Consider the following 19,470-nt stretch of genomic DNA (forward strand, 5'->3'; position numbering starts at 1 on the left):
TGACAAGGAGTCGTCAGCACCCTCCGAACGCCTGCGCCACCCGCACCAGCTTGTCCGGATTGCGCTGCACATGGATGCGCACGATGCGCTCGCCGTCGGTCTCGTACGACTGCGCCGATTCCAGCGCGCCGTGGAAGAAGCGCAGCAACCCCCACTCGCCGTTGATCAGCGCGAGCTCGATGCGCTGCTCGTCCTCCGGCCGCAGGCTCGCCGCGAAGAGCAGCTGCGCGATGCGCTGGCCGCCCAGCATCGGCCGCCCGAAGCTCGGCACCTTGCCGCCGCCGTCGCCGATCAGTTCCGCGTCGTCGGYCAGCATCGCCTTCAGCGCCGAGAAATCGCCGCCGGTCAGCGCCTGCGCGAAACGCCCCAGCAGGCGCCGGTGCGTGTCGGGCGACACCTCGAAGCGCGGCCGCTCCTCGCGCAGCTGCTCGCGGGCGCGGTGCACCAGCTGCCGGCACGCCGCCTCGCTCTTGCCGATCGTGCGGGCCAGCTCGTCGTAGTCGGCATCGAACACCTCGCGCAGCAGGAAGGCCGCGCGCGCCTCGGGCGCGAGCCGCTCCAGCATCAGCAGGAAGGCGACCGACAGGTCGTCGGCGCGCTCCAGCATCTGCTCCGGCGAATCCTGCGCATCGGTCAGCACCGGTTCGGGCAGCCACAGGCCGGCATAGTGCTCGCGCTGGACCTTCGCGGCGCGCAGCCGGTTGATCGACAGCCGGGTCGTCACGGTGATCAGCCAACCGGTCGGGTCGTCGCGCGCCACATAGTCGGCCTCGTGCCAGCGCAACCAGGCGTCCTGCACCACCTCCTCGGCCTCGGCCAGCGAGCCGAGCATGCGGTAGGCGATGCCCCGCAACCGGGGGCGCAGGCCGTTGAAGGTGAGCGAGGCGGTGTCCATCGATGGCAGATGCTCGAGTCACCCATTCTGTGACAAGCCGGCAGGGCGTGGTCACGGCGCGAGCCGCACCACGCTCGCGATGCCCTGGCGGGCCATCTTGGCGTAGGGGCACAGCCGCTCGGTCTGGCGCACCAGCGCCTCGGCCAGCGGCCGGTCGACGCCGGGCAGGGCGATCGCCACCTCGGCGCTCAGCGTGTGCAGCCCGTCGACCGGGTCGCGGCCGAAGGCCACCGAGACCGCCACCTCGGCGCCGTCGAGCGCGATCCCGTGGCGCGCCGCCAGCAGGTTCAGCGCGCCGTGGAAGCAGGCCGCATAGCCGGCCGCGAAGAGCTGCTCCGGGTTGGTGCCGCCGCCCGGCCCACCCAGCTCGGCGGGCAGCCGCAGCGCGAGTTGCAGCGCGCCGTCGTCCGAGCGCACGATGCCGGAGGCGCGGCCGTGCTGCGCCTCGCCGCCGCTCACGCGCACCGTGGTCTCGTACAGCGGCTCGAACGCGGGCCCGTGGTATTTGTCCAGCAGCGAGACTGGCGGCGGGCGCAGGCGGGTCATTGCGCGGCGAACCACGCCTCGAAGTTCACCGTGCCGAGGCGCGCGCCGTCGCCCGGCACCAGCGTGCCGTCGTCGATCTCGGCGCCGAAGTAGCGCGCATGCGCGTCGTCGACCACCGTGCGGGCGTCGTCCTTGGCGGCGAGGAGGCGCCGCACCAGCTCGGCCAGCCGGATGCGCTCGGGCCCGGCGATCTCGACCGTCGTGCGCAGCGGCTTGCCGAGCGCCACGTCGTGCATCGCATCGGCCACGTCGTCCGACGAGATCGGCTGCACGAACGCCGGCGACAGCCGCACCGTCTTGCCGTCGGCCTCGGTGCCCGATTGCGCGATGCCGCCGAGGAACTCGAAGAACTGCGTCGAGTGCACCAGCGTGTACGGCAGCGGCGAGGCCTTGATCAGCGCCTCCTGGGCCGCCTTGGCGCGGAAATAGCCGCTCGCCTGCAGCCGCTCGGTGCCGACCACCGACAGCGCGACGATGTGCCCGACGTCGGCGGCGGCTGCTGCGGCCAGCAGGTTGCGCGTCGAGGTCTGGAAGAAGTTCATCACCGCGTCGTCGGCGAACGACGGCGAGTTCGACACGTCGACCACCACCTTCGCACCCGCCAGCGCGGCGGCCAGGCCTTCGCCGGTGAGCGTGTTGACGCCGGAATTGGGCGAGGCGGCGAGCACCTCGTGGCCGCTGCGGGCCAGGCGTTGCACGAGCTTGCTGCCGATCAGGCCGGAGCCGCCGATCACGACGATCTTCATGGTGGGCTTTCAGGAGTTGCGGAGGGTGGAACGGATGCTAGGGAGCGCGTCCCGCCCGCGGAAGCCCTGCGGCAGGGACCACGCTGTTGCCTGCCGCGCACCAATCTTTTTTGGGGCGGCCTGTCACAAACCCGGGGGCTCGCGTGTTCTACAGGTCATGGACGCCTCAACCTCACTCGCTTCCCCTGCCGCGGCCGACACGCTGGCGGCCAGTTTCGCGGCCAGCTATGCCRGCGTGGTCGCCTTCATCGCCGTCGTCGACGAGGGCAGCTTCGCGAAGGCCGGCGAGCGGCTCGGCATCGGCCGCTCGGCGGTGAGCCGCAGCGTGCAGAAGCTGGAAGCCCAGCTCGACGCGCGGCTCTTCCACCGCACCACGCGCAGCACCGCGCTGACACGCGAGGGCGAGCTGTTCCATGCGAACTGCCGCGTCGGCGTCGAGCACATCGTGCAGGCGCTCGACGACATGCGCGAGCTGCGCCAGGGGCCGCCGCGCGGGCCGCTGCGCATCGCGTCGGCGCCCGGCTTCGGCCGCAAGGTGGTGGCGCCGCTGCTGCGCGGCTTCCAGGCGCGCTACCCGGAGATCGAGCTCGACCTGCGGCTCGACGACCGCCCGGCCGATTTCACGACCGACGGCATCGACGTGGCCTTCCGCGACGGCCGCATGGACGACAGCCAGGTGATCGCCAGGCAGCTGGTGCCGATGCAGGTGCTGGTGGTGGCGTCGCCCGCCTACGCGCGCCGGCACGGCCTGCCGCGCAGCGTCGACCAGCTGGCCGCGCACCACTGCATCAACGTGCGGCTGGCCTCCGGGCGGGTGCGCGATTGGGAGTTCAAGGTCGACGGCCAGCCGCGCAAGCTGGTGCCGCCGTCACGCCACACCTTCAACGATGTCGAGCTGGCGCTGCAGGCGGCACTCGACGGCCAGGGCCTGGCGCAGGTGGCCGCCTACCAGGCCTGCGAGCTGCTGCGCAGCGGCGAGCTGGTGTCCTGCCTGGGCGGCCAGGCGCCGGACGACCGCGGCCACTGGCTGTGCTGGCTGAGCCGGCGCCAGCTGCCGGCGCGCATCCGGGTGTTCATCGACCACATGACCACCGAGACGCGCGCGCTCGACCTCGAGTGCCCGCCGTTCGGGGCGGTGCCGGGGGTCAGCTGAGCCTGGCCTTGTCGAGGCCGAACGCGGTGTCCGACGAACCCGGCACGGTGCGGAACGCGACGTTGATGCGGTTCCACGCGTTGATGTTCATCACCGCGTAGGTCAGGTCGGTCAGTTCCTTCTCGGACAGCTGGCCGCGCACGCGCTCGTACACGTCGTCGGGCACGCCGTGCGGCGCCAGCGTGGTCAGCGCCTCGGTCCAGGCCAGCGCGGCGCGTTCGCGCGGCTCGAACAGCGTCGATTCGCGCCAGATCGCGAGGTGGTGCAGGCGCAGCGGGCGCTCGCCGTGGATCGTCGCCTGCTTGATGTGCATGTCGAGGCAGAAGCCGCAGCCGTTGATCTGCGAGGCGCGGATCGAGACCAGGTCGTGGATCTTCTCCTCGATCGTGCTGTCCTTCACCAGCCCGCCGAACTCGACGAACTTCTTGAAGAGTTCGGGCGCCTGGTGGACGTAGTTGATGCGTTGGGTCATCACATGCTCCTTGAGCCCCAGTGCGGCTGGGGTGCCCGGTTTCTGCTGAGTGCGGAATGGGGCAAATCGTAGGAGCGGGGTCCGCGCCGCGGAAGGCATGCGGCGGGGACCACGGTGTTGACCGCGGGGCACCAATCAGGGCGAAGGCTTCTGCGTCAGCGCCCGCACCTGCGCGGCCACGTCGGTGAGCTGGATCTTCAGCGCATCGAGCTCGCCGTCGACCGCCTCCGAGAAGGTCTCGAGCAGCGCGCCGAAGGCCTGCACGTCGGCGTTGTCGCCCCAGCCGTTGGCCTGGGCCAGGCCCTGGAACTTCTTCGCGATGCGTTCGGCCGTGATGCCCGATCTGGTGTGGGTGGCGTTCATGGGTGGTTTCCCTGGGTGAGTGGTTCGGATCGCCATCGTGCCACCCCTGGCGCACGGCTGCGGCGCGTTGCAAGGTGGTGCTTTATGAAACCGCTTGCAAAACCGCTAGGATCCGGCGATGGGCACCGTCAGAGTGCCCGGCAGCCGCGCCGATCGCCACACACATCACGTTGGAGGACACCATGAGAACACTGCGACCTTTGCTTGCGCTGCTGCTGGGCCTGATGGGCCTGCTCAGCGCGCCGTTCGCGTTCGCGCAGAACTGGCAGCTCGTCTGGCAGGACGAATTCCACGGCAGCATCAGCCCCGACTGGGTCTTCGAGACCGGCACCGGCTCGGGCGGCTGGGGCAACAACGAACAGCAGTACTACCGGCGCGAGAACGCGACGGTCGAGAACGACGCGCTGGTCATCACCGCGAAGCGCGAGGATTTCGGCGGCATGCGCTACACCTCGGCGCGCATGAAGACGCAGGGCAGGAAGAGCTTCAAGTTCGGCCGCATCGAGGCGCGCATTGCGCTGCCGGGCAAGCAGGGCACCTGGCCGGCGTTCTGGATGCTGGGCAGCAACATCAGCACGGTCGGCTGGCCTGCGTCGGGCGAAATCGACATCATGGAGCAGATCAACACCGGCGCCGACGTCTACGGCACCGTGCACTGGCAGGCCGCCAACGGCAGCTACGCGTCGTACGGCGGGCACGTGGCCACCAGCATCAACAGCTACCACGTGTATGCCGTCGAGTGGGACACGAACACCATCAAGTGGTTCGTCGACGGCGCGCAGTACCACGTGATCGACATCAGCAACAACGCCGGCGGCACCGATGAGTTCCAGCGCGATTTCTTCCTGCTGCTGAACATGGCGGTGGGCGGCAACTGGCCCGGCTTCAACATCGACGAAGGGGCGCTGCCGGCGCGCATGCTGGTCGACTACGTGCGCGTCTACCAACCGGGCACCGCGACCACGACGCAGGCGGCCTGGACCAGCCAGAACATCAACGGCAACGTGATCCGCCACCAGGCGAGCCGCGGCCGCATCGACCCGGCCGGCAGCGTCTCGCCGATCGCCGACGGCAACTGGACGATGGTGCCGGGCCTGGCCGGCGGCGGCGTCTCGTTCCAGTCGGTGAACTATCCGAACAGCTACTTGCGCCATCGCAACGGCGAGGTCTGGCTCGATGCCAACGACAACTCGACGCTGTTCCGCCAGGACGCCACCTTCAACCAGCGCGCGGGCCTGGCCAATGCCGGCGCGACCTCGTTCGAATCGTGGAACTTCCCCGGCCGCTACCTGCGCCACCGCAACTCGCTGCTGTACGTCGAGAGCATCGCGAGCGACGGTGACCGCAACGACGCCACCTTCGCGCGCACGCCGCTGCTGCAGGGCTCGGCGATCACGCTGGAGGCCGAGAACTACGCGGTGATGCAGGGCATGACGGCCGAAGCCTGCACCGAAGGCGGCCAGAACCTCGGCTACATCGACGCCAACGACTGGGTGGTGTGGGACGTGAACGTGCCCAGCGCCGGTACCTGGACGGTGCAGTACCGCGTCGCGAGCCAGAGCGGCGGCGGCGTGCTGCAGCTCGAGCGCGCCGGCGGCACGCAGGTGTACGGCAGCCTCGGCGTGCCGTCGACCGGCGGCTGGCAAAACTGGACCACGGTCTCGCACCAGGTGCAGCTGAGCGCCGGGCAGCAGCAGATCGCGGTGAAGGCGCTGCAGGGCGGGTGGAACCTGAACTGGATCAGGCTGAGCCGTTGATCCGGGTCCGTCAGGTGCGCCACACCCGGGGCACCTGCGCAGGCAACGCCCACGCGATCTCTCGCCAGCGCTTCCACACGCCCGTCAGCAGCTCCATCGCCGGCTCGACGCGGTGCGCCAGCACCCGCACCACGACCACCTCGTCATGCGGCGACGTCGCGCCGGCAGTGGCGCGCAGCGCGTGTGCCTCGAGCTGCTCGCGCGCCGCATCGATCAACACCTCCCGCCGCGCGCCCGCCAATGCGGAGCCACCAGCGAACCACATCGTCGCGAGCACGCTGTGCCCCGCGAAGCCCACCGGCGAATCGAGCAGCAGCCGGTCCTCGCCATCGACCGTGCCACGTTCCAGCCACACGCCCGGCAGCTCGATCTGCTGCGTGTAGCGGCCTGCATCGAACAGCTCGCCGCTGGCCGGCAGCCCGAGCGCCAGCACGTCCCAGCCGATCATCTCGGCACCGGGTTCCAGCTCGAAGCGCATGCGGTTCTCGGCCAGCGTGCGCCGGTAGCACAGCGTCTCCAGCGGCAGCCATTCGAGGCGCGCACCCTCGGCCACGCGCGCCGTCAGGCTCTGCACGGCCGTTTCGCCGAGGCTGCGGTAGAAGCGCGTCGCGCCCGGCGTCGTGATCAGGGCATGGGCGCCGGCGTCGAGCGTGGCTTCTATCGCCAGCACATCCCCGCCGACGATGCCGCCAGGCGGGTGCACCAGCACGTTGTGGCAGATCCCGGGGCCTTCGGGATGGAGGCTTTGCAGGACGCGCAACGGCCCGCTGTGTCGGTCGTGGACGACGCAGCGGCCGGCGTCGTGGCGGTAGTGGAGTTGCAGGCGACCGTTCCAGGCCATGGGCTCGGGGTGTTGATGCGGGGCGCGTGCAGTGTAGGGGCGGCCGCCGCATCCTCGGTCGGCACCGGCCGCCGCGTCTCCAGCAGCCAGATGCCGGGCGTGGTGTCGGCGAACGGGATCGCGACCGGCCCGAGGGCCGCCAGGCGGCGTTTGATCGACGGCAGCATGCGAGCCTCCTTCAGTGCGTCCGTGCGCCGGTGCGCGTGAACGGGGGCTCGGCCGGCTCGTCCACCGCCGGCTCGTCGAAGTAGCGGGCCGCCATCGCCTGCGCCATCTGCGATGGCGTCAGCAGCTGCAGGTGGGCCGGCGGCGCGGTGCTGCGGCTGATCAGGTCGAGCAGCAGGTCGAGTGCGATCGCGGTGGTCGACAACGCGAGCCACAGCAGCACCTGCTCGAGCCAGTCCTGCCCGATCACCAGCGCGACCGGCACCGAGACCCACAGGCTCAGGCAGTAGAAGCAGGCGAGCGACGAGCCCTCGCCGGCCCAGCGCCGCAAGGTCTCCAGCACGCGGCGCGGGCCGGCTTGCACGTGCAGCAGGTGGGTGAGGCGCCAGACGGCCAGCGCGCCAAGGACGGACAGGTACCACTTCATGGGCGTCTCCTGAGGATGGGATGGGGTGGAGGAATCCATGGACCGCATTCCATCGGCCCCGCCTTCCCATTGACACGCCCGTGTGCGGCCCGATCGCCCCGGGCGCGAGACGATCACGAGACGATGGGGCGCCGGACACAAAAAACCCCTGGGAGGACGGGCCTCGCAGGGGTTGAGGGGGAGCGCGGTGTGATCAGGCGCGGCGCGGTTTGTCCTCTCCCTTGGGGATGATGTCCCCGTCACCGCAGGGGTCGGGTTGGCGGCCCTTCGGCGGCTCGTAGCGCGCGTTGAACACCGGGAACTCGGGGATCGCCGCCGGCAGCAGGCCCTTGAACGGTTGGCCCTTGTGGTACTCGACGATGAAGTCGACCCAGTCGGTGACCTTCACGAAATCGATGATGTGCGGCTGCACGCGCGGCAGCGTCGGGTCGGGGTTCACGTCGAGGTAGTACGGCGAGCGCCAGTCCCACAGGCCGAGCAGCAGCGGGTCGGGCAGGAAGATGTTCATCGCGAGGTTCTTCGCCGAGAAGTCCCACAGCGCGCCGGGGGCCGTCCACGGCGCGTCGACGGCGCCGTAGCGCTTGATGTCCTTCAGCGCATCGCGCAGCCCGGCCGCCGCCTGCTGCACCTTGAACGGCGCGAAGTCGGTGGCCAGCAGCTCGGTGGCCAGGCTGTCGATGTCGGTCAGCTCGTCCGGCGTCTCCAGGTCCATGTTGGCGTTGGTGTCGAACTGCTGGGCGCGGCGGATCGCGGCGCGGATCTTCTGCACGATCGCCGGGCGTTGCGCAGGCGTCGAGGTGCGCAGCGCGGCGAGCAGCGCATCGGCCAGGTCGTCGATGCGCTCGACGATCGCCTGCAGACGGCCGAGCTGCACGACGCAGCCGACGGTCGGGTGGTTGCCCTTCGCGGCGAGGATGTCCTTGTTGCCGTCGGCGAACCACTGCGCGAGCTGCTGCGCGGTGGCGCTGCCGGCCGCCGCCAGTTTCTGGAACACCGCCGGGTAGGCCGCGCCGGCGGTGAAGAAGTTGTAGTTCTCGTAGCCGGTCGCGTAGTCGGCGTACGGCGCCACCGTGTGCAGCACCTCGACCGACATGTTGAAGCAGTTGTTGAAATGGATCGCGGCCAGCTTCGGGACGCCGGCGTCCTGGGCCTGCTTCAGCGCGTCGCCGAGGCCCCAGGTGGAGAGCGGCATCTGGCTGACCGGCAGCACCGGCGAGCCCTGCGGCAGCACCGGTGACCCCTGGGGCAGCACCGGCGAGCCTTGCGGCAGCACCGGGGTGCCGCCCGATTCGCTGAGGTGCCACTCGAAGGCGCCGCCGGCGGTGATGTTGTGGGCCGTCAGCTTGCTGCGATCGATCTCGGGCAGGAACCCGGCTCCATGGCCTTCGAGCGCGAGCACCAGTGCGGCGGCGGGATGGGCCTGGTGCGCCTGGCGCAACAGGCCGGCCAGCGTGTTCGGCGAGGTCATGTCCTGCTTCCAGCGCGAGGTGACGACCACGTCGGCCGGCTGCAGCGCCGCGATCTCCACGAGGTAGGAATCGTCGTCGGCCAGGTCGATCAGCGCGGTGACGTGCACGCCGCTGGCAGCGATCTTCGGCAGGGCCCGCATCAACGGGTGCTGCGACAGGTCGCGCGAGGTTCCGTCGGGGAACCCGCTCAGCACGGGATCGCCGCCGAACGGCGCGAGGACGACCAGCGCGACGCCGTCGGTCGCGGACGAGGTGTTCGGATCGGAAGCAAGGAGGCGGGGCAGGGGCATGACGGTTCCTCGATGAGGCAATGGGTGCGAAATCGCGTCGATACACTAACCGTCGCGCGCTCGCATGCCCAGGCATGGCGGACCGCGCAAATCCGTCGCGGTCCGGACGATCGCGAGACGATGCACCGGATCCATGGCGAACCATCCCCCTAACTTGCAGGGCGGCCCAGGTGCCGCAGCGCTGCCGCTGCCGGCCGGCACGGTGGAAACCCTGCTGGGGCAGGCGCTGGCCGCCCACAAGACGGGCACGCTCGACGACTGGCTGCGGCGTCGGCCCCGGGCCACCCGCTGGTTCGTCAGGCGCTTCCTGCAGCCGGTGCTCGGGACCGCCGGCGATGCGTTGCCGCGCGACCGTGCGCTGGTCGAGGCGACCGCGCTGTGGCTGCGCTGGGTCGTCTCGCAGCTGCGCCCCGACCAGGCGTCCGTGCTCTCCGGCATCGATGCCGCGGCATGGGTGGATCGCACGAGCTGGCGGCCGATGCTGGCCTTGATGTGCCACTACGGTTTCGAGCCGGTGCCCGATTTCCGGCAGCGCTACCGCCGCCATCCCGACGAGGCGGCCAGCGAGAACCTCTGCGGGCTGTGGGCGATCGGCCCGAGCACCTTCTACCGCTATCTCGAGAAGGGCAAGCGCCTCGCGGCCGAGGCGCTGCTGGAGCGCCCCGCGGCCGGCGAGCGGCGCATCGCGATGCGGCAAATGGTGCTGCGCGAGCTGCTGCCTCGCCTGGAGCTCGCGTCACCGGCGGAACTGGTCGATTGGCACCGGCGGCAATCGACGCTGGCGCTCGCGCAACAGGACACGTTGTCGGCGCTGTGGCACCTGCAGCAGGCGAGCGCGCCGGCCGCCTTCATCGAGCTGCTGCAGCGCGCGCGGGTCGACGTGGCCGACGATGCGGAAACCGATGCGCTGATCGCGCTCGTGGCCGCCGGTGCGTCGGACCCCCGGCAACGCTTCGACCTGCTGCTGGCACAGGCGGCGTTGTGGCGCATCCGCGATGCCGGCGATCGCGAGCGCCAGGCCTATGAGCAGGCGCTGCGGCTGGCCAACGGGTGCGGCGACGCCCTGATGCTGGGCATCGTCTACGGCGCACTCGGCAAGTTCTATGAACCGCGCGACGCCGACCGTGCCTTCGCGTGCTACGAGGACAGTGCGGAGTTCCTGCGCCGCGCGGGCCTGGAGGACGGCCGCCCGCCGGGTGCGGCGGTCGCCGAGGAGTACCTGGCGACGCTGGTCAAGCTCGCCTGGCTCTACGTGCTGCGCAACGACCCGCGCTCGCGCGCCGTGCTGGACCGGGCGGAGCCGTTGCGCCGCGACCCGTCGCTGTCGCCCGCCACGGTCGGCATGCTGGAGCAGACCTGGGGCGAGTACTGGCGCCGGGCCGGCGACCTGCGCCGGGCGCTCGAGCACAAGCACCGCGCGCTGAACATCTTCGAGCGCGAGGGCGACCGGCTGTCGGTGCTGAAGACCTACGCCAACCTCAGCCTGATCTACGGCGACGCGAAGGATTTCGACAGCGCGATCGCCTATTCGCAGCGCATCCTCGGGATGGCCGGCAGCGTTCCGATCGAACCGGAAACGCTGACCAGCACGCACCTGAACCTCGGTGCGACCTACTTCTGGCAGGGCCGCTACGGCGAGGCGATCGCCGAGTACCGGCAGGCCCTCGCGATGGGGGAGCAGGCCGGCCTGAGCCTGCACGTGCGCCGCGCGCACTACAACCTGGCCGAGGCGCACTACAAGCGCTACCAGCTCGACGCACAGCCCGATGACGAAAGCCAGGGCGATGCGCACGCGGCCGCGGCGCTGAAGGTCTCGCCGGGCGACAGCGATCCGGCCCACCTTGAGGCCACGCGCAACCTGAAGACCGAGATCCTCGGCCCGCGCGACGGCGCGCCCTACGACCGCCTGCTGCCGGAGGAATTCGCGGCCCACTTCGACGAGATGGCGCAGATCCAGCGCCACCGGGCAGTGCTGGCCGTGCCGATGGGGGCCGAGGCCCATGTGCGCGCGCGCCTGGCCATCGCGAACGCCTACCTCGCGATGTCGTCGAAGGAGCGCGAGGCGGCGCTGCAGCTGATCCAGAAGCACGGCCTGGGCGACGGCTTCGCGGCCGAGTTCGAGCAGCTGCGCAGCACCTTCAACCGCGAGCTGACGCGCGAGCAGCAACTGGCCACGCAGTGGGAGCGCGAGGCTGGCGAGCTGCTGCAGGAGCAGCGGCGCATCGCGGTGCTGGAGCACCTGTTCCGCGCCGGGTCGATCCAGAAGAGCATCTACGCGCAGGTGTGCGGCGTCGGCCTCGCGACGGCGTCGAAGCACCTCGCGACGCTGGCCGAGCGCGGCCTGCTGGAGCAGACCGGCAAGGGGCCGAGCACGCGCTACGTGCTGCCGGGCTGAAGTGTGTCGTGGACGACACAGACGCGCGGCCGTCATGTCTTGATCAAGGATTCGGCATGCAAGCCGCCGGCCCCCTCGGTAATCTGGTGCGCGATGAATGTGTCCGCCCCCGCCCACCCTTCCGTGCCCGAGACCTGGACGACCGATGGCCTGCCGCCGCGGCGGCAGTTCGACGCGTGGCGCGAGGTGATCGTCGATGCGCACCTGAGCTGGGACATCCCGAAGATCGCCTGCGACCGCTTCCCCGCCTTCATGCGCCAGCACCGGCTGGGCGGCGTGCGGCTGACCGACTGCACGTCCGCGGCGACGGTGAGCGGTACGCGCGGGCGGCGGCAGATCGCCCGCGACGACAGTGCCTGGCTGACCGTCGTGATGGTCGCGCAGGGCACCGAAACGCTGCGCTTCGGCGGCGACCGCGAGCTGCAGCTGGGCGCCGGCATGTTCACGCTCTGGGACAGCACGCAGCCGATGGCCTTCCAGACCAGCGACGACCTGCGCCAGATGTCGATGCTGGTGCCCGAGGCCGAGCTGCTGCGCCGCCTGCCGCGGGTGCGCGACCTGGTCGGGCGGCCGATGGACGGCCGGCAGGGCGCGGGCGCCTTGTTCGTCGAGCATTTCCAGCTGCTGATGCGGCGCTTCGGCGAGCTTCCCGCCGCCGGGCGGCAGGTAGCGCTGGGCGGCGCGCTCGACCTGCTGGGCCTGTGCCTGGGCGAGCAGCCGGCGCCGGGCCTGCGGCAGCTGGTGCGCGAGCAGCTGCTGCGCCACATCGAACAGCACCTGGCCGAGCCCTCGCTCGGCGTGGCGATGCTGGCGCGCCGCTTCCGCATGAGCGAGCGCAACGTGCACAAGCTGTTCGAAGGCACCGGCGAGACGGTGAGCGGCTGCATCCGCGACCGCCGCCTCGCGATGTGCCGGCGTGACCTGGAGGCGCCGGCGATGGCGGCGCGCCCGATCGCCGAGATCGCCCGCCACTGGGGCTTCGCGGACCCCAGCCACTTCAGCAAGGTGTTCCGGGCCGCCTACGGCGTGTCGGCGCGCGAGTTGCGTGCGAAGGCCGGGCGCTGACCGTCGCGCACCACCACCGTCCCTGCCAGCTTGTCGTGCCAGCCCTGCTTGCGTGCGTCGAAGGCGATCCAGAGGAAGCCGAGGAACAGCGGGAGGCTCGAGAGGTAGTAGCCCAGGTAGCGGCCGACGGACTGGCCCAGCGTCGGCGGCAGTCCGGTCTTCGCGTCGACGATCCGCATCTTCATCGCCATCTTGCCCGGCGTCGCCTGCCACTTCATCCAGCAGCCGATGTAGAGCACCGCCGGGAAGACCCAGGTCAGGAAGAACTCGAGCGGGTCGCCGGTGCTCGGGAAGGTCTTGGCGGGGACGTGCTTCAGGGCCCCGTAGTCGGACCCGTAGAAGAACCGGACCAGCGGGATGAAGAAGGCCAGGAAGAGCAGCGTGTCGGCGAAGCTGGCGATCGATCGCCGCCAGAATCCTGCGTACGCCACCTGCGTCGGGTTCGCATCGAGGTCGGCGACGGGAGCCTTCGGCGGGGCGTAGGGATTGGTGCTCATGCAGGACTCTGCGGGTGGGCGATCCCCGGATTGGCATCCGGGCTACGGGTGTGCACCGGCTTCGTACCAGCGCTTCAACACGGCTCGCTCATCATCGCTGATCTGCGTCGCATTGTTCAACGGCATCAGCTTCAGCACCACCGCCTGCTGGTAGACCTGCTGCGCATGCGCGGCGATGCCCTGCGGCGAATCGAGCCGCACGCCCTTGCTCGCGAGCTGCTCGTTGTGGCACATCACGCAGCGCGTGCCGACCACCTGCTGCACCTGCGCGAACGTGACGGGCTGCGAGGCCTGCGCAGCCGGCTTCGATGCCGGCGCGAGCCACACCGCCACCCCGGCCAGCAGCGCCGTGCCCGCCACCGCGAACTCCCACGGCACCCGCCTGCCCTGCGCCAGCGCCTTGTGCCGCACCACGAAGGCATGGCGGATCAGCGCCCCGGCCCCCATCACCAGCACCAGCACCGCCCAGTTGTGCGGCGCGCCGTAGAGAAAGCCGTAGTGGTTGCTGAGCATCGCGGYCAGCACCGGCAGTGTGAAGTAGGTGTTGTGCACGCTGCGCTGCTTGGCACGCTGGCCGTGCACCGSATCGACCGGCTSGCCGGCGCGCATCTGCGCGATCACGGTGCGCTGGCCGGGGATGATCCAGAAGAACACGTTGGCACTCATCGCCGTCGCCATCATCGCGCCGACCAGCAGGAAGGCCGCCCGGCCGGCGAACAGCTGGCAGGCGAGCCAGGCACCGACCACGACCACCACCGCGACCACCGCGCCGACGATGCGGTCGYCGTGGATACCGCGGCCGAACGCGCGGCAGATGCCGTCGTAGACGAGCCAGAACACCGCGAGGAAGGCCAGCGCCGCCGCGATCGCGCCGGCCGGCGACCACGCATGCACCCGCGCGTCGATCAGGAAGGTGCTGGCCTGCCACAGGTACAGCACCGTGAACAGCGCGAAGCCGGTCAGCCAGGTGGAGTAGCTCTCCCAGTAGAACCAGTGCAGGTGCGCCGGCAGCGACTTCGGCGCCACCATGTACTTCTGCGGGTTGTAGAAGCCGCCGCCGTGCACCGCCCACAGCTCGCCGTCGACGCCCTTGTCCTTCAGCTCGGGGGCCTCGGGCTTCAGCAGGCTGTTGTCGAGGAAGACGAAGTAGAACGACGAGCCGATCCACGCGATCGCGACGACGACATGCGCCCAGCGCAGCAGCAGGTTGACCCAGTCCAGCACATAGGCTTCCATGCGCGTCAGCTGCCGCGGTAGGTGGAATAGGCCCAGGGGCTCGCGAGCAGCGGCACGTGGTAGTGGGCGCCGGTGTCGGCCAGGCCGAAGTCGATCGGCACGCTGTCGAGGAAGGGGGGCTCGGGCAGCACGACGCCGCGCGCGCGGAAGTAGTCGGCCAGCTCGAACACCAGGCGGTAGCGGCCGGGCATGAAATCGGCGCCCTCCAGCAGCGGCCCGCCGGCGCGGCCGTCGGCATCGAGCTGCACGCTGCGCAGCAGGTGCGGCGTGGCGCCATCCACGCGATACAGGCGCACTGCCATCCCGGCGGCGGGGCTTCCGTTCATCGTGTCGAGCACGTGCGTCGTCAGTTTTCCCATGGTGGGAAAGTGTATACACTTTGCCTTCGAGAGCCAACCGAGCCGCCCGCTCCATGCCCCGCGCCGCCAGCCCCAAGTCGACCCCGCTGAAGCAGATCCGCCCGGCCCGGCGGCGTGCCGGCGCGGCTGATGGCGGCAGCGCGCAGCACATCGGGACCACGCAGCGCATCGTCGACGCCATCACCACCGCGATCGTCGAACGCCGGCTGATGCCCGGCACCAAGCTCGCCGAGCAGAAGATCGCCGATCTCTTCAAGGTCTCGCGCACGCTGGTGCGCCAGGCGCTGAACCAGTTGAGCCGCGACAAGCTGATCACGCTCGAGCCGGCGCGCGGCGCGCGCGTCGCGATGCCGAGCGTCGACGAGGCGCGCCAGGTGTTCGAGGTGCGCCACATGATCGAGGCGGCGCTGGTGCGCCGCGCCGCCGGCGCGCTCGATGCGGCGCAGCTGGCCGCGTTGCGTGCCCACCTGGCCGCCGAGCGCGAGGCCGTGCTGCGCACCGACGTCACCGGCCGCACGCGGCTGCTGGCCGATTTCCACGTCGTGCTCGCGCGCATGCTCGGCAACGAGGTGCTGGCCGAGATGCTGGCCGACCTGGTGTCGCGCTCGTCGCTGATCTCGCTGATGTACCAGTCGGCGCATTCGGCCGAGCATTCCTTCGAGGAGCACGTGGCCATCGTCGACGCGCTGGAGCGGCGCGATGCGCGCGCCGCGGTGCGGCTGATGCAGGCCCACCTGCGCAGCGTCGAGCGCAACCTGCGGCTCGATCCGCGTGTTCCGCCCCTGCCCGATCTCGCCGGCGCGACGCCGGCCCACGCCACCGCCTGAACGCCATGCCACCAACCACCTACCCCCGCGACCTCGTCGGCTACGGCGAGCACCCTCCGCACGCCGAATGGCCGGGCGGCGCCCGCATCGCGGTGCAGTTCGTGCTGAACTACGAAGAGGGCGGCGAGAACAGCGTGCTGCACGGCGACGCCGGCAGCGAGCAGTTCCTGTCGGAGATGTTCAACCCGGCCGCCTACCCGGCGCGCCACCTGTCGATAGAGTCGATCTACGAGTACGGCTCGCGCGTCGGCGTGTGGCGGCTGCTGCGCGAGTTCGAGCGCCGCGCGCTGCCGCTCACGGTGTTCGGCGTCTCGATGGCGCTCGAGCGCCACCCCGAGCTGACGCAGGCCTTCGTCGAGCTCGACCACGAGATCGCCTGCCACGGCTGGCGCTGGATCCACTACCAGCAGATGGACGAAGCCACCGAGCGCCAGCACATGGACATCGGCATGGACATCATCCACAAGCTGACCGGCGATCGCGCGTTCGGCTGGTACACCGGCCGCGACAGCCCGAACACCCGCCGGCTGGTGGCCGACTACGGTGGCTTCGAGTACGACAGCGACCACTACGGCGACGACCTGCCGTTCTGGCTGCAGGTGCGCAAGACCGACGGCAGCCTCGCGCCGCACCTGGTGGTGCCGTACACGCTCGACACCAACGACATGCGCTTCTCGCTGCCGCAGGGCTTCGCGACCGGCGACGATTTCTTCACCTACCTGCGCGACAGCTTCGACGTGCTGTACGCCGAGGGTGACGAATCGCCGCGCATGCTGAGCGTCGGCATGCACTGCCGGCTGCTCGGGCGGCCGGGGCGCTTTCGCGCGCTGCAGCGCTTCCTCGACCACGTGGAGGCGCACGACCGGGTGTGGGTGTGCCGCCGCGTCGACATCGCGCGCCACTGGAAGAGCGTGCATCCGTTCAACCCTGACAACGCCTGGGTGTGGAAATGAGCGTCAGCCTGCAGCAACTGAACGAAGCGACGCTGGAGGGCTTCGTCGCGCTGCTCGATGGCACCTACGAGCATTCGCCATGGATCGCCGAGCGCGCGTTCGCCGCGGCGCCGTTCGCGAGCCTCGCGCAGCTGCGCCAGGCGCTGGTGCAGGTGGTGCGCGATGCGCCGCGCGACGAGCAGCTTGCGCTGGTGCGCGCCCATCCCGAACTCGCTGGCAAGGCGCGCGTGGCATTGACGAGCGAGTCGGCCAGCGAGCAGTCGGTGTCCGGGCTCACGCAGTGCTCCGAGGCGGAGTACGCGCGGCTGCAGGCGCTGAACGCCGCGTACCGTGAGCGCTTCGGCTGGCCGTTCATCCTCGCGGTGCGTGGTCCGCGCGGCAGCGGGCTCACGCGCGCGCAGATCATCGAGACCTTCGCGCGCCGCGTCGACGGCCCGGCCGATGTCGAGCTGGCCGAATGCCTGCGCCAGATCCACCGCATCGCCGAGCTGCGCCTGGACGACAAGTTCGGCAGCGAGCCGACGCTGGGCAACCAGGTGTGGGACTGCGCCGAGCTGCTCGCGCAGCACAGCGACCCCGGCTACGCCGAGCAGGGCCAGCTCACCGTCACCTACCTGACCGATGCGCACCGTGCCTGCCAGCGGCAACTGGTGCGCTGGATGCAGGAGTGCGGCTTCGACGAGGTGTCGGTCGATGCGGTCGGCAACGTGGTCGGCCTCTATCACGGGGCGGACCGCGCCGCGCCGCGCCTGCTCACCGGCTCGCACTTCGACACCGTGCGCAACGGCGGCAAGTACGACGGCCGGCTCGGCATCTTGGTGCCGATGGTCTGCGTGCGCGAGCTGCAGCGCGCCGGCCGGCGCCTGCGGCACGGCATCGAGGTGGTCGGCTTTGCGGAGGAAGAGGGGCAGCGCTACAAGGCCACCTTCCTCGGCTCGGGGGCGCTGATCGGGCAGTTCGACGTGCGCTGGCTCGACCAGCAGGATGCCGACGGCATCGCGATGCGCGACGCGATGCGCGCTGCCGGCCTCGACCCCGCGACGATCCCCGCGCTGCAGCGCGACCCGTCGCGGTACCTCGGCTTCGTCGAGGTGCACATCGAGCAGGGGCCGGTGCTCAACGAGCTCGACCTGCCGCTGGGCGTCGTCACGTCGATCAACGGCAGCGTGCGCTACCTGGGCGAGGTGATCGGCATGGCCAGCCACGCCGGCACGACGCCGATGGACCGCCGCCGCGATGCCGCGACCGCGGTGGCCGAGCTGGCGCTGTACGTGGAGAAGCGCGCTGCGGCGCAGCCGCACCTCGTCGGCACGGTGGGCATGCTGACGGTGCCGAACGGCTCGATCAACGTCGTGCCGGGCCGCTGCCGCTTCAGCCTCGACCTGCGCGCCACCACCGACGAGGCGCGTGATGCGCTGGCCCGCGACGTCGTCGCCGAGCTGGAGCGCATCTGCGGGCGGCGCGGCCTGCAGCACACGCTGGAAGAGACACTGCGCGCCAGCGCCGCGCCGAGCGATGCGGCCTGGCAGGCCCGCTGGGAGCGCGCGGTCGAGGCCGGCGGCTTGCCTGTGCACCGCATGCCCAGCGGCGCCGGCCATGACGCGATGAAGCTGCACGAGGTGATGCCGCAGGCGATGCTGTTCGTGCGCGGCGGCAACTCCGGCATCAGCCACAACCCGCTGGAAACCATCACCACCCACGACGCACAGCTGTGCGTCGAAGCCTTCCAGCACCTGCTGGATCACCTGGAGACGACATGAGCGACGACCTCTGCGCGCGCCTCGATGCGTGGATCGACGCGCACTTCGATGAACAGACCCGCTTCCTGCAGGCGCTGGTGCAAGTGCCCACCGACACGCCGCCGGGCAACAACGCGCCGCATGCCGAGCGCACGGCGGCCCTGCTGCAGGGCTTCGGCTTCGAGGCTGAACGGCACGTGGTGCCGGGCGACGAGGTGCGCGCGGCCGGCCTGGAGAGCATCACCAACCTGATCGTGCGGCGTCGTTACGGCGACGGTCCGACCATCGCGCTGAACGCGCACGGCGACGTGGTGCCGCCCGGCGAGGGCTGGTCGCACGGCCCGTACAGCGGCGACATCGAGGGCGGCAAGCTCTACGGCCGCGCGGCGGCCGTCAGCAAGAGCGATTTCTCGACCTACACCTTCGCGGTGCGCGCGCTCGAGGCGTTGGGCGTGCCGCTGAAGGGCGGCATCGAGCTGCACTTCACCTACGACGAGGAGTTCGGCGGCGAGCTCGGCCCCGGCTGGCTGCTGAAGCACGGCCTGACGAAGCCCGACCTGCTGATCGCCGCCGGCTTCAGCTACCAGGTGGTGACGGCGCACAACGGCTGCCTGCAGATGGAGGTGACGGTGCACGGCCGGATGGCGCATGCGGCGATCCCCGACACCGGCATCGATGCGCTGCAAGGCGCGGTCGTGCTGCTGAACGCGCTGTATGCGCAGAACGCGCTGTACCGGCAGGTCACGTCGAAGGTGGCGGGCATCCGCCACCCGTACCTCAACGTGGGGCGCATCGAGGGCGGCACCAACACCAACGTGGTGCCGGGCAAGGTGGTGCTGAAGCTCGACCGCCGGATGATCCCGGAGGAGAACCCGGCCGAGGTCGAGGCCGCGCTGCGCCGGGTGATCGCCGATGCGGCGGCGCAGGTGCCGGGCATCACGGTCGAGATCCGCCGCCTGCTGCTGGCGCATGCGCTGCAGCCGCTGCCGGGCAACCGGCCGCTGGTCGAGGCGCTGCAGCGGCATGGCGAGGCGGTGTTCGGCGAGGCCATCCCGACCTCGGGCTCGCCGCTGTACACCGACGTGCGGCTCTACAGCGAGCGCGGCATCCCGGCGGTGATCTACGGTGCCGGGCCGCGCACCGTGTTCGAGAGCAACGCGAAGCGGGCCGATGAGCATGTGGTGCTCGACGACCTGCGGCGTGCCACGAAAGTGGTGGCGCGCACCTTGCATGACCTCCTGAAGGGCTGAAACGCCGATCCACCGGAGACCTCGC

The 19,470-nt window shown here is 70.6% G+C and carries 19 protein-coding genes; 8 read left to right on the forward strand and 11 right to left on the reverse strand.

Annotated elements, in window-relative coordinates:
• Positions 1-13: 13 nt before the first annotated feature.
• From AC1D12_RS00565 to AC1D12_RS00575, 3 genes are read right to left on the reverse strand one after another with little or no spacing between them, the layout of a single operon-like run.
• Positions 14-895: an RNA polymerase sigma-70 factor gene (locus AC1D12_RS00565; RefSeq protein ID WP_477838378.1), complete on the reverse strand. Its 882-nt coding sequence runs from the start codon at positions 893-895 to the stop codon at positions 14-16.
• Between the two features lie 51 nt (positions 896-946).
• A complete protein-coding gene (locus tag AC1D12_RS00570; protein WP_477838379.1) occupies positions 947-1,441 on the reverse strand; it encodes an Ohr family peroxiredoxin in 495 nt (164 codons plus the stop codon).
• Complete coding sequence (locus AC1D12_RS00575) at positions 1,438-2,187, reverse strand: SDR family oxidoreductase (RefSeq protein ID WP_477838381.1); 750 nt, start codon at positions 2,185-2,187, stop codon at positions 1,438-1,440. Before AC1D12_RS00575 ends, AC1D12_RS00570 begins: the two co-directional genes overlap by 4 nt.
• 157 nt (positions 2,188-2,344) lie before the next feature.
• Between AC1D12_RS00575 and AC1D12_RS00580 the strand changes: the two genes are divergently transcribed.
• Positions 2,345-3,340, forward strand: a complete 996-nt coding sequence (locus tag AC1D12_RS00580; RefSeq protein WP_477838383.1) for a LysR family transcriptional regulator — start codon at positions 2,345-2,347, stop codon at positions 3,338-3,340.
• Here the strand turns inward: AC1D12_RS00580 and AC1D12_RS00585 are convergent.
• Positions 3,333-3,812, reverse strand: coding sequence for a carboxymuconolactone decarboxylase family protein (locus tag AC1D12_RS00585; protein WP_477838384.1), 480 nt, complete (start codon positions 3,810-3,812; stop codon positions 3,333-3,335). The genes AC1D12_RS00580 and AC1D12_RS00585 overlap by 8 nt on opposite strands.
• Positions 3,813-3,947: 135 nt before the next feature.
• On the reverse strand, positions 3,948-4,175 hold the full coding sequence (locus AC1D12_RS00590; protein WP_047506772.1) for a hypothetical protein: 228 nt from the start codon (positions 4,173-4,175) through the stop codon (positions 3,948-3,950).
• A 182-nt stretch (positions 4,176-4,357) separates the two neighbouring features.
• On the opposite strand from AC1D12_RS00590, the gene AC1D12_RS00595 reads away from it, so the two are divergent.
• Positions 4,358-5,932, forward strand: coding sequence for an AbfB domain-containing protein (locus AC1D12_RS00595; protein WP_477826212.1), 1,575 nt, complete (start codon positions 4,358-4,360; stop codon positions 5,930-5,932).
• Positions 5,933-5,942: 10 nt separating this feature from the next.
• Here the strand turns inward: AC1D12_RS00595 and AC1D12_RS00600 are convergent, their stop codons facing one another.
• The 3 genes from AC1D12_RS00600 to AC1D12_RS00610 all read right to left on the reverse strand — a co-directional run bounded on the left by AC1D12_RS00600 (position 5,943) and on the right by AC1D12_RS00610 (position 9,124).
• Positions 5,943-6,773 carry an urease accessory protein UreD gene (locus tag AC1D12_RS00600; protein ID WP_477838385.1) on the reverse strand — a complete coding sequence of 277 codons (831 nt, stop codon included), beginning with the start codon at positions 6,771-6,773 and terminating at the stop codon, positions 5,943-5,945.
• 178 nt (positions 6,774-6,951) lie between these two features.
• Positions 6,952-7,365, reverse strand: coding sequence for a hypothetical protein (locus tag AC1D12_RS00605; protein ID WP_477827058.1), 414 nt, complete (start codon positions 7,363-7,365; stop codon positions 6,952-6,954).
• 193 nt (positions 7,366-7,558) lie between these two features.
• Complete coding sequence (locus AC1D12_RS00610; RefSeq protein WP_477838386.1) at positions 7,559-9,124, reverse strand: clostripain-related cysteine peptidase; 1,566 nt, start codon at positions 9,122-9,124, stop codon at positions 7,559-7,561.
• A gap of 133 nt (positions 9,125-9,257) precedes the next feature.
• Here AC1D12_RS00610 and AC1D12_RS00615 point away from each other — a divergent pair, with 133 nt between their 5' ends.
• Together AC1D12_RS00615 and AC1D12_RS00620 are read left to right on the forward strand one after the other, a co-directional pair.
• The gene (locus tag AC1D12_RS00615; RefSeq protein WP_477838387.1) at positions 9,258-11,519 is read left to right on the forward strand and encodes a tetratricopeptide repeat protein; all 2,262 of its coding nucleotides are present in this window, start codon (positions 9,258-9,260) and stop codon (positions 11,517-11,519) included.
• Positions 11,520-11,612: 93 nt separating this feature from the next.
• A complete protein-coding gene (locus tag AC1D12_RS00620; RefSeq protein ID WP_477838388.1) occupies positions 11,613-12,584 on the forward strand; it encodes an AraC-like ligand-binding domain-containing protein in 972 nt (323 codons plus the stop codon).
• On the opposite strand, the gene AC1D12_RS00625 is transcribed toward AC1D12_RS00620, so the two are convergent.
• From AC1D12_RS00625 to uraH, 3 genes are read right to left on the reverse strand one after another with little or no spacing between them, the layout of a single operon-like run.
• Positions 12,539-13,081, reverse strand: coding sequence for an RDD family protein (locus AC1D12_RS00625; RefSeq protein ID WP_465112774.1), 543 nt, complete (start codon positions 13,079-13,081; stop codon positions 12,539-12,541). The genes AC1D12_RS00620 and AC1D12_RS00625 overlap by 46 nt on opposite strands.
• A gap of 42 nt (positions 13,082-13,123) precedes the next feature.
• Complete coding sequence (locus tag AC1D12_RS00630; protein WP_477838389.1) at positions 13,124-14,317, reverse strand: urate hydroxylase PuuD; 1,194 nt, start codon at positions 14,315-14,317, stop codon at positions 13,124-13,126.
• A 5-nt stretch (positions 14,318-14,322) separates the two neighbouring features.
• Complete coding sequence (gene uraH, locus AC1D12_RS00635; RefSeq protein WP_047506788.1) at positions 14,323-14,676, reverse strand: hydroxyisourate hydrolase; 354 nt, start codon at positions 14,674-14,676, stop codon at positions 14,323-14,325.
• A 53-nt stretch (positions 14,677-14,729) separates the two neighbouring features.
• On the opposite strand from uraH, the gene AC1D12_RS00640 reads away from it, so the two are divergent.
• The 4 genes from AC1D12_RS00640 to AC1D12_RS00655 are packed head-to-tail and all read left to right on the forward strand — an operon-like array spanning position 14,730 to position 19,445.
• Entirely contained in the window at positions 14,730-15,503 is a 774-nt protein-coding gene (locus AC1D12_RS00640; protein ID WP_477827053.1) for a GntR family transcriptional regulator, read from the forward strand.
• A 5-nt stretch (positions 15,504-15,508) separates the two neighbouring features.
• Positions 15,509-16,456: an allantoinase PuuE gene (puuE, locus tag AC1D12_RS00645; RefSeq protein ID WP_477838390.1), complete on the forward strand. Its 948-nt coding sequence runs from the start codon at positions 15,509-15,511 to the stop codon at positions 16,454-16,456.
• On the forward strand, positions 16,453-18,216 hold the full coding sequence (gene uraD / locus AC1D12_RS00650) for a 2-oxo-4-hydroxy-4-carboxy-5-ureidoimidazoline decarboxylase (protein WP_477825368.1): 1,764 nt from the start codon (positions 16,453-16,455) through the stop codon (positions 18,214-18,216). Before puuE ends, uraD begins: the two co-directional genes overlap by 4 nt.
• The gene (locus AC1D12_RS00655; RefSeq protein ID WP_477825369.1) at positions 18,213-19,445 is read left to right on the forward strand and encodes a M20 family metallopeptidase; all 1,233 of its coding nucleotides are present in this window, start codon (positions 18,213-18,215) and stop codon (positions 19,443-19,445) included. Before uraD ends, AC1D12_RS00655 begins: the two co-directional genes overlap by 4 nt.
• Positions 19,446-19,470: the final 25 nt, after the last annotated feature.

The sequence above is a fragment of the Rhizobacter sp. P1_G5 genome, assembly GCF_056405435.1.